Genomic DNA, 8,926 nt, shown 5'->3' with positions numbered 1-8,926 from the left:
GGCCGCATTGAACTGCGCGCCGCCCACGATCGTGAAGCCGAGGAAGAAACCGAACAGTAGGAACGCGATCGGGGTAGCGAGCGCGCCGTAGCTGTACCCGACTTCGGCGAGCGCCGTCAGATAGGCGCGGAGCAGATATGTCGCGATCCAGAATGCGATGCCGGCGAGCAGCGCCCCGGGGATCAGCCGTAGCCAGGGCAGTGGATAGGGCAGCGCTACCCGGTAGAGCAGCACTAGTGCGCCGATCATGATGAGCCCGACGAAGGGAAAGTATCCCCAATCGATCAGGGTGTTCACGTAGCCGCCCCAGTCCTGCGGCACAATCTGCCGCAGATAGGTCGGACCCAGCGCCACCAGCGGCAGTACCAGGACCGCCGCGACCAGGAAGAAGAAGTTAATGATCAGCGCGAAGATCCGCTGCCACACCGGATGGCGGACCTCATGCTGGTCATGTGCGGTGACAATCGCGTCGACATAACAACTCATCGCCGACGATCCCGCCCACAACGACAGGATGAAGCTCGCCGAGATGATCGCGCCGCGGCCGCGGCTCAACACATTGTCGACGGTCGGCGTGATCAGATCGTCGACCACCTGTTGGGTGAAGATATTGCCGGCGAACGAGATGATGCGCGTGCTGATGATCTGGACGGTGTCGGGGCCGAACCAGCCGCCAATGTAGCCGAGGCTACCGAGCAGGCCGAGCAGCAGCGGCACCAGTGACAGGGACTGCCAGAAGGCGGCCTGGGCCGACCATCCGACGATGCCGTCGTTCCAGGCCTTCACCATGGTCCGCCACACCACCGCGCGGATGTTGCCTAACACACCGCGCCGGGCGTCGTCGGCGGGGCCGTCGTCCGGTGGCAGATGCTCGCGGCTGTCGTTGCTGATGGATACCAGCATGGCCGATGGCCCCGGCACACGGCGGAACGGGGGGTCGTGCGGCGTGGCGAGGTTCGGGCGGAACACCGGCTAGAATCGACTCCGCTATGACTGAACCGGGGCGTACTTCCACTATCGACGACCAGGTCTCGGCACCGGATTCGTCGGCCAGCACCGGGCGCCTGGCGTCGGCCGGATCGCTCCGTGCCTGGCAGCGCCGCGCGCTGACCAAGTACCTGACCCTGCGCCCGCGGGACTTTCTCGCGGTCGCCACGCCCGGCGCCGGAAAGACGACCTTCGGGCTGCGGATCGCCGCCGAATTGCTGGCTGATCGCACTGTCGAACGCATCACCGTGGTCGCACCGACCGAGCACCTCAAACACCAGTGGGCGCAGGCGGCGGCCCGCGTCGGGATTGCGCTGGACCCGAACTTCTCCAATGCCACCGGCTCCACCAGTTCGGACTTCGACGGTGTGGTACTCACGTACGCGCAGGTGGCCGCCCACCCGTACCGGCACCGTGAGCGCACGGTGCGCCGCAAGACGCTGGTGATCCTCGACGAGATCCACCATGGCGGTGACGCCAAATCGTGGGGCGAAGGGATCCGGGAAGCGTTCGAGGACGCCGAACGACGGCTGTCGCTGACCGGAACGCCGTTCCGATCCGACGACTCGCCGATCCCGTTCGTCACCTACGAGCCTGAGCCCGGCGGCGGCTCGCGCTCCAAAGCCGACCACGCCTACGGCTACGCCGATGCGCTGCGCGACGGCGTGGTGCGGCCGGTGGTCTTCCTGGCGTACTCCGGTGAGGCGTCCTGGCGCACCAGCGCCGGCGAGGAGTTCACCGCTCGGTTGGGCGAGCCACTGTCGGCGGTACAGACGGCCCGTGCCTGGCGTACTGCACTGGACGCCCACGGCGACTGGATCCCGGCCGTCCTGGGCGCCGCCCATCGACGTCTGCAAAAGCTGCGTGCCTCCGGAGTTCCCGACGCCGGAGGCCTGGTGATCGCCACCGACCAAGACTCCGCGCGCGACTATGCCGAGCTCCTGGAATCGATCACCGGGCGAGCCCCGACGCTAGTGCTGTCCGATGAGACCGGCTCCTCCGCGCGTATCGCGCAGTTCGCCGCATCCGATGATGAGTGGATGGTCGCTGTGCGCATGGTGTCCGAGGGCGTCGACGTCCCACGCCTGGCCGTCGGCGTCTACGCCACCAATGCGTCGACCCCACTGTACTTTGCCCAGGCCATTGGGCGTTTCGTCCGGTCGCGGCGTCCCGGTGAAACGGCGAGCGTCTTTCTGCCGTCGGTGCCGGTGCTCCTGCAGCTGGCCAGCGAGCTGGAAGCCGAGCGCGACCACGTGCTGGGAAAGCCGCACCGCGAAGCGTCCGGGCTCGACGATGCCGCGCTGACCGACGCCAATAAAACCGCGGACGAACCCGGCGACGATGAACCCGCATTCCAGTCGCTCCACGCCAGTGCCGAACTAGACCAGGTGATCTACGAGGGCGCCTCGTTCGGTACCGCTACCATGTCCGGCTCCGAAGAAGAGTCGGACTACCTCGGGTTACCTGGTCTCTTGGATGCCGAGCAGGTCCGCACCTTGCTGCAGCAGCGGCAGGCCCAGCAGGTGTCCACGCGGTCGACCGCCCCGGCGCGAGCGAACGGCGACCCCGCAGCACAGGCGGCGCCGAATGCCGCCGAACGCGCGACCGGGGAAAACCTGCACGCGCTCCGCAAGGAGCTGAACACGCTGGTCGCGTTGCGGCATACTCGAACCGGCCGTCCGCACGGTCAAATTCACAATGAACTCCGCCAGCGCGTGGGTGGTCCGCCGACGGCGATGGCGACCGCCGACCAGCTGCGGGAACGAATCGCCGAACTGCGCACCTGGAAATCGTAGGTCGGTGCGCCGACGGTGCGGGTGCTACTCGCTGATCCGGGCGCCAGCCTCGGCGAGGGGGGCTTCGTGGCCGTTGTAGTGGTGGCGGCAGAACAGTAGCTCTCCGCCGCCCGCGAGGGTTGCCCGGATCTTTGCCGCAGCACCGCACCGGTCACACCGGTCAGCGTTGCTCAACGGGACCGCAATCATCGTGGTCGTGGCGTTCTCGGTCATGGAATTCACCTGCCCTTTCAGTCGCTGTCCTGCTGAACACATTCCCAGAAGGCCTCCGAGAGTGACACTCGGCTCTACTCTGTCAGACGTTTGGCAGCGCGGCTTTGTTCCCCGGGCCGCCCGGGTGTGTCGCGGGCCATGCCGACGCGGGGTCGGCTACTGCCCCAGATCGGCTTCGACCATGCGCAGCGCGAGGTTCGCGTACGACTCGGCGAGCGCGTCGGGGGTGAGCGATCCGGATTCGGAATACCAGCGAGCGATATCGATGTTCATCGACAGGATGGCCAGATTCACTGCGCGCGGATCGGTGGTGCGGAATGCCCCCGACGCCACGCCGTCGGCGACCACGGTGCCTACCCGGGCGACGATCTGACGACGCAACTCGCGGATCTCGATCAGGTGTTCGGCGCTCAGTGAGGCGAGCTCGTAGTTCACGATCCGTGCCGACGTGTGGTCCAGGGCGTGGTGCAGGGCGAAGGCATAGATGAGGCGGTGCAGTCGGTCGGCCGGCGGCAGGCCGGGGTTGTCGTGCTCGTCGAGTTGGGCCAGCGTCTTGCGGTGACCCATCACCGATAGCTCGTACAGTAGGTGTTCCTTTGACGGATAGTGCACGTAGACCGCCGCCGGGCTCATCCCCGCGGTCGCGGCGAGGTCGCGGGTGGTGGTGCCATGAAAGCCGCGTTCGGCGAAGGACTCGACAGCGGCGTGCAGCAAACGGGAGCGCGTCTGCTGCGCTTTGTTGCCTCGTTCGACGATCTGGTGGTCCGCCACGATGCTCTCGATCCCCTCCTTGTGGGCCGCGCCCGGAGTCAAATGCGGCTCATTCGCCGTTCGGCTGTGTCAGAGTAAAGCACAACGAGTTAAGCGAACGCTTAATTCAGTGATGGGAGCAACCATGCCGAGCCACGATCTCCGCACCATCACCGGCGCTGCGGAGTTGATCGCGGCGACCGGGCAGGTGCTAGGCGCCTCGGACTGGCACACGATCACGCAGGAGCAGGTGGATACCTTCGCTGAGGCGACCGGCGATCACCAGTGGATCCACGTCGACCCGCAGCGGGCGGCCGACGGCCCGTTCGGCACCACGATCGCGCACGGATATCTCACGCTCTCCTTGGTGCCGATGCTGCGTAAGCAGGCGTGGGTCCTGGCGGGAACCACCATGGGCATCAACTATGGCGCCAACAAGATCCGCTTCCCGGCGGCAGTGCCGGTCGGTTCCCGCGTTCGTGCCACCTTCGAGTTGCTCGACGTTGCCGAGACCCGCGGCGGCTATCGGCTGATCGAGAAAGTGACGGCGGAAGTACCCGGCGGTGGCAAACCGGTGATGATCGCCGAAACGGTCACCGTAGTTGTCTTCGCATAAGGGCCACACTGCCCTCCGGCGCTGCTAATCCAGGTAGTCGCGCAGCACCTGAGAGCGGCTCGGGTGGCGCAGCTTGCTCATCGTCTTCGACTCGATCTGGCGAATGCGCTCGCGTGTGACGCCGTAAACCTGGCCGATCTCGTCGAGCGTGCGCGGCTGGCCATCGGTGAGTCCGAAGCGGAGGCGCACAACGCCGGCCTCGCGCTCGGAGAGCGTATCGAGCACGTCCTGGAGCTGGTCCTGCAGCAGAGTGAAGCTGACCGCGTCGACGGCGACTACCGCTTCGGAGTCCTCGATGAAGTCGCCGAGCTGGCTGTCGCCCTCGTCGCCGATCGTTTGGTCCAAGGAGATCGGCTCACGCGCATACTGCTGGATCTCCAGCACCTTCTCTGGCGTGATGTCCATCTCCTTGGCGAGCTCCTCCGGGGTGGGCTCGCGACCCAGATCCTGAAGTAGCTCACGTTGGATACGGCCGAGTTTGTTGATGACCTCGACCATGTGCACCGGGATACGGATGGTACGGGCCTGGTCGGCCATCGCCCGGGTGATGGCCTGCCGGATCCACCAGGTGGCGTACGTGGAGAACTTGTAACCCTTGGTGTAGTCGAACTTCTCGACAGCACGGATCAGACCGAGGTTGCCCTCCTGGATCAAGTCGAGGAAGGCCATACCGCGGCCGGTGTAGCGCTTGGCCAGCGACACGACCAAGCGCAGATTCGCTTCCAGCAGGTGATTCTTGGCCCGGTTGCCATCGCGGGAGATCCAGTTCAGGTCGCGACGCTGGGCGACCGACAACTTATCGCCCGATTCCATGACACGGCGCATCTTCTCAGTGGAGAACAGCCCGGCCTCGATGCGTTTGGCGAGTTCAACCTCTTCTTCAGCGTTCAGCAGGGCGACCTTGCCGATCTGCTTCAGGTACGCGCGCACCGAGTCCGCCGAAGCGGTCAGCTCGGCATCCTTGCGGGCCTGACGGAGGGCCTCGGACTCGTCTTCATCCCAGACGAAGTCACCCGCAGTCTTGCCGTCGGTCTCGTCCTTGGCATCCTTGCCCGCGGTGGCGTCCTTGCCGGTGTCGGCGACGTCGTCGGCGGTCAAATCCTCGTCGATTTCGACGTCTTCGAGGTTCTCCGGCGCATCCCCGTCGAGGGCCTCGGGTGCGGCGTCGTCAGCCGTTGCCGGGGCGGCCTTCTTGGCCGCCGTCTTCTTGGCAGCTGCCTTTTTAGCCGGGGCCTTGGCTGCGGCCTTCTTGGCAGCGGTCTTCTTGGCGGCTGCCTTTTTGGCCGGGGTCTTCTTGGCGGCTACCTTTTTGGCCGGAGCCGTCTTGGCGGTCGTGGTGGTGGTCGCTTCGTCGTCCGGGGTGCCCGCGCCTGCGGTCGCCTTTTTGGCCGGGGCCTTCTTGACCGGGGCCTTCTTCGCCGGAGCCTTCGTGGTTGCCACGTACGACCTTTCACACAAGTTTTCTGCCGCACGACGCAGCGCAGCGACAAAGAAGCCGGGGGCGCCCGTGGGCCGCACCGGCTGCGCCGCGCAGGAGCGTCGTACCTGGTTAGGGAGTCGGTCGGGCGGAAGCGGGACCAACGCGTTCCATTGTAACGAAACTACCTCGGCAAGGGGACCACCGGTGGGGCAATGGCGCTACTCGCCAGGTCAGTTAGATGTCGTTGGTGACGGCTAGAGCGGCCCCCACGATGCCCGCAGTGTTGCGCAGCCGGGCCGGGACCACGGGAACCTCGTTGGTGAGCAGCGGCACCCACTTGTCGGCTTTGCGGCTAATTCCGCCACCCACGATGAACAGGTCGGGGGAGAACAAGCGCTCATACATAACCAGTACCGCTGACAGCTCCTTGGCCCACCGGTCAAAACTCCACCCGCGGTCCTTGCGGACTTTGGCCGAGGCGCGCTTCTCGGCGATCTTCCCGTTCACCTCAATGTGGCCGAACTCCGTGTTCGGGATCAGCGTGCCGTTATGCAGCAGCGCCGAGCCGATGCCGGTGCCGAGGGTCAACAGCACCACTTCGCCGTCGGCGAGGTGGGCGCCGCCGCCATATGTCAGTTCCGCTAGGCCGGCGGCATCGGCATCATTGAGGACGGTCACTCGGCGCCCGCCGAGCGCGGTGCTGAACAGCTGGGCCAGGTCCGTGCCGATCCACGAGGGGTCGATGTTCGCGGCGCTGCGCATGACGCCGTCCTTCACGACGCCGGGCACCGTGATCCCGACCGGACCGGTCCAGCCGAAGTGCTCAACGATGGATCGCACGGCCTCGGCGATGGCGGCGGGGGTGGCCGGCTGCGGCGTCTGGACGCGATGGCGATCGCCGACGAACTCGCCCGAGCGCAGGTCGACGATGGCACCCTTCACCCCGCTACCACCGACGTCGACGCCGAAACTCAAACCCGAACCGGGGCTGGGTGCGCGGTCGGCTCCCAGATAGCTGATGTCGGACATGAGACGAAACTCCTTCGCGCAGCCGAACATGGAGTGGGTAACTGCTACCGGCAGTTTACGGTCCGGTGCCCAGTTCCGGGCGGTGCCACGGCGAGCAGCCTACGCTGGGGACCTGTGAGTGCAGAGTTGCCGGAAGAAGAGTTGCCGGAAGAAGAGTTGCCGCAAGAACTGGCGAGGATCGCCCGGGAGGTGGCAGAAGCGGCCGCGGCCCATGTCCGCCGACGCCGCGCCGAACTATTTCCCGCGTCCGGGCACATCGGCGACGGTCCCGCGGTCAGCACCAAGTCGACGCGCACTGATCCGGTGACGGTGGCCGACACCGAGAGTGAGCAGCTGATCCGCGAACTACTGGCCGGCGTCCGACCCGACGATGCGATTCTCGGGGAAGAAGAAGGTGGTGCCGCCGAGATCAGTCCTGGTGTGCGATGGGTGGTCGATCCCATCGACGGCACGGTGAACTTCCTTTACGGCGTGCCCGCGTACGCGGTATCGGTGGCCGCACAGGTCGACGGCGTCTCGGTGGCCGGGGCCGTGGTCGATGTCGCCCGCGAGGTGACCTACGCCGCGGCGCGCGGCACCGGCGCGTGGTGCTGGGAACCGGGTGCAGGCGAGCCGCGCAGGTTACGAGCCAATCCGATCGACGACGTCGCGCTCGCCCTGGTGGCAACCGGTTTTGCGTACACACCGGGACGTCGCCGGGCCCAAGGGGCGCTGATCGGCCGACTGCTTCCACAGATTCGTGATGTGCGGCGCATGGGTGCGGCGGCGCTCGATCTGTGCATGGTGGCATCGGGTGCGGTAGACGCGCACGTCGAGCACGGCCTCGCGCCATGGGACTGGGCGGCCGGCGGATTGATCGCCGCCGAGGCTGGAGCTGTCGTCCTGCTGCCGCCGGCGACCTCAGCGTCGGGCGACGGCTATCCGACGGTGGCGATGGCGCCCGGTATCGCCACCGCATTCCACGCAGTCCTGGCCGAACTCGGCGGCCTGGAGCAGCTCCCGGTCTAGGCCCGGCGTGGGCGTGACGCTAGCAGGGCTGGTTGTGGACGGCTTCGATGAGTGACGCGTCCACCCCCGACTTCGGGTTGCGCGGGTCGACGGTGCGCAGCGACTCGAGGGCGGCTTGTTGTTCTTGCGTCGAGGCGGGGGCGTGCCAGTATTCGCCGAGGGCGACATCGACGTCGGCGCCAGGGCGACCGTCGTTGACCAGTTGCGCGCACGGCACTGCGAGCCAGACCGCGGCCGCCGCGGTCTGCCCGCCAGGTCCGTAGCGGATCTGCGCCACACAGTTGAGGTCACGCTCGGTGTAGACGGCGTCGTCGCCGAAGGCCGGTTCGCCGGCAGCGAACCCCTGGCGGACGAGGTCGTCGGAGACCGATCGGGCGCTGCCGCGGGCGGCCGCTGAGTTGAGCACGGTGACCCGGAACGTGGACTGCGCGGCGGGCGGCACCGCCAGCATCTCGCCGCGGCCGGTCGGCGTCATCGTGACGTCGGATTTCGTCGGCATCGCGCAATCGGTCGGATAGCTCTCGGCAGTGCGGTCGACCAGCGCGAACGTCCACGCCGCGAGAGCGGCGACCGTAAGGACAGTGCCGATGATGATCGCGGGGGTGAAATTGCGTCGTTTGAAGCGGCGGCCCTGCGCATCGGTGGCGTAGCCGGTGGCAAACTGCGAGACCATGCGTGCCACTGTAAGGCGTGGCAGGGCGAATCTGCGGGACCGCCGCACCCGAAGGTGCTACTTGACCTGCCCGAACTCCTCACCTAGAATACGGTCGCCGCAAGCGTTATTTGCTACGTTTGCGGGACGGGGGAGACCGGCCACGAGCCTAGGTTGCTCCGTCCAGAATCTACGTACTACAACCCCAGGTGAGGCACTGTCATGGCTACCGATTACGACGCCCCGCGGCGGAGCAACGACGACGATCTGGCGACGGATTCGCTCGAGGAGCTGAAGGCGCGCCGAAACGAGGCGAGTTCGGCCGACGTCGACGTCGACGAGACCGACACCGCCGAATCCTTCGAGCTGCCGGGTGCAGACCTATCCGGCGAAGAACTCTCGGTGCGCGTGGTGCCGAAGCAGGATGACGAGTTCACCTGCTCGAGCTGCTTCCT

10 protein-coding genes are annotated in these 8,926 nt (G+C 66.6%); 4 read left to right on the top strand and 6 right to left on the bottom strand.

Going from position 1 to position 8,926, the window contains the following annotated elements; all coding sequences use genetic code 11:
• Positions 1-903: YihY/virulence factor BrkB family protein (locus WAW85_RS02875; protein WP_422558149.1), on the bottom strand; the 903-nt coding region annotated here is incomplete at its 3' end.
• Positions 904-989: 86 nt separating this feature from the next.
• Between WAW85_RS02875 and WAW85_RS02870 the strand changes: the two genes are divergently transcribed.
• Positions 990-2,783 carry a DEAD/DEAH box helicase gene (locus WAW85_RS02870; RefSeq protein WP_422558148.1) on the top strand — a complete coding sequence of 598 codons (1,794 nt, stop codon included), beginning with the start codon at positions 990-992 and terminating at the stop codon, positions 2,781-2,783.
• 24 nt (positions 2,784-2,807) lie between these two features.
• Here WAW85_RS02870 and WAW85_RS02865 read toward each other — a convergent pair whose 3' ends face one another.
• Both WAW85_RS02865 and WAW85_RS02860 read right to left on the bottom strand, forming a co-directional pair.
• Positions 2,808-2,996, bottom strand: a complete 189-nt coding sequence (locus tag WAW85_RS02865; protein ID WP_422558147.1) for a DUF7455 domain-containing protein — start codon at positions 2,994-2,996, stop codon at positions 2,808-2,810.
• Positions 2,997-3,152: 156 nt separating this feature from the next.
• Complete coding sequence (locus tag WAW85_RS02860; protein ID WP_422558146.1) at positions 3,153-3,809, bottom strand: TetR/AcrR family transcriptional regulator; 657 nt, start codon at positions 3,807-3,809, stop codon at positions 3,153-3,155.
• Between the two features lie 82 nt (positions 3,810-3,891).
• Here WAW85_RS02860 and WAW85_RS02855 point away from each other — a divergent pair, with 82 nt between their 5' ends.
• Positions 3,892-4,362, top strand: a complete 471-nt coding sequence (locus tag WAW85_RS02855; protein ID WP_422558145.1) for a MaoC family dehydratase — start codon at positions 3,892-3,894, stop codon at positions 4,360-4,362.
• Positions 4,363-4,386: 24 nt separating this feature from the next.
• On the opposite strand, the gene WAW85_RS02850 is transcribed toward WAW85_RS02855, so the two are convergent.
• Together WAW85_RS02850 and ppgK are read right to left on the bottom strand one after the other, a co-directional pair.
• Positions 4,387-5,802: an RNA polymerase sigma factor gene (locus WAW85_RS02850; protein ID WP_422558144.1), complete on the bottom strand. Its 1,416-nt coding sequence runs from the start codon at positions 5,800-5,802 to the stop codon at positions 4,387-4,389.
• A gap of 214 nt (positions 5,803-6,016) precedes the next feature.
• Positions 6,017-6,811, bottom strand: coding sequence for a polyphosphate--glucose phosphotransferase (ppgK, locus tag WAW85_RS02845; RefSeq protein WP_422558143.1), 795 nt, complete (start codon positions 6,809-6,811; stop codon positions 6,017-6,019).
• 114 nt (positions 6,812-6,925) lie between these two features.
• Between ppgK and WAW85_RS02840 the strand changes: the two genes are divergently transcribed.
• Positions 6,926-7,819 (top strand): inositol monophosphatase family protein, encoded by an 894-nt coding sequence (locus WAW85_RS02840; RefSeq protein WP_422558142.1) that lies wholly within the window; start codon positions 6,926-6,928, stop codon positions 7,817-7,819.
• A 19-nt stretch (positions 7,820-7,838) separates the two neighbouring features.
• On the opposite strand, the gene cei is transcribed toward WAW85_RS02840, so the two are convergent.
• Positions 7,839-8,492 (bottom strand): envelope integrity protein Cei, encoded by a 654-nt coding sequence (cei, locus tag WAW85_RS02835; protein WP_422558141.1) that lies wholly within the window; start codon positions 8,490-8,492, stop codon positions 7,839-7,841.
• 201 nt (positions 8,493-8,693) lie between these two features.
• On the opposite strand from cei, the gene WAW85_RS02830 reads away from it, so the two are divergent.
• A partial coding sequence (locus WAW85_RS02830) for a DUF4193 domain-containing protein (protein ID WP_422558140.1) occupies positions 8,694-8,926 on the top strand: 233 nt, incomplete at its 3' end.

Source organism: Gordonia sp. (in: high G+C Gram-positive bacteria) (genome assembly GCF_049299075.1).
GTDB lineage: Bacteria > Actinomycetota > Actinomycetes > Mycobacteriales > Mycobacteriaceae > Gordonia.
Note: the sequence above shows the minus strand (reverse complement) of the source record. Positions and strands in the feature narration are given on the sequence as shown.

Coding starts and splice junctions, on each gene's coding strand:
- WAW85_RS02870 (WP_422558148.1), top strand. CDS start 990: ATGACTGAACCGGGGCGTACTTCCACTATCGACGACCAGGTCTCGGCA.
- WAW85_RS02865 (WP_422558147.1), bottom strand. CDS start 2,996: ATGACCGAGAACGCCACGACCACGATGATTGCGGTCCCGTTGAGCAAC.
- WAW85_RS02855 (WP_422558145.1), top strand. CDS start 3,892: ATGCCGAGCCACGATCTCCGCACCATCACCGGCGCTGCGGAGTTGATC.
- ppgK (WP_422558143.1), bottom strand. CDS start 6,811: ATGTCCGACATCAGCTATCTGGGAGCCGACCGCGCACCCAGCCCCGGT.
- cei (WP_422558141.1), bottom strand. CDS start 8,492: ATGGTCTCGCAGTTTGCCACCGGCTACGCCACCGATGCGCAGGGCCGC.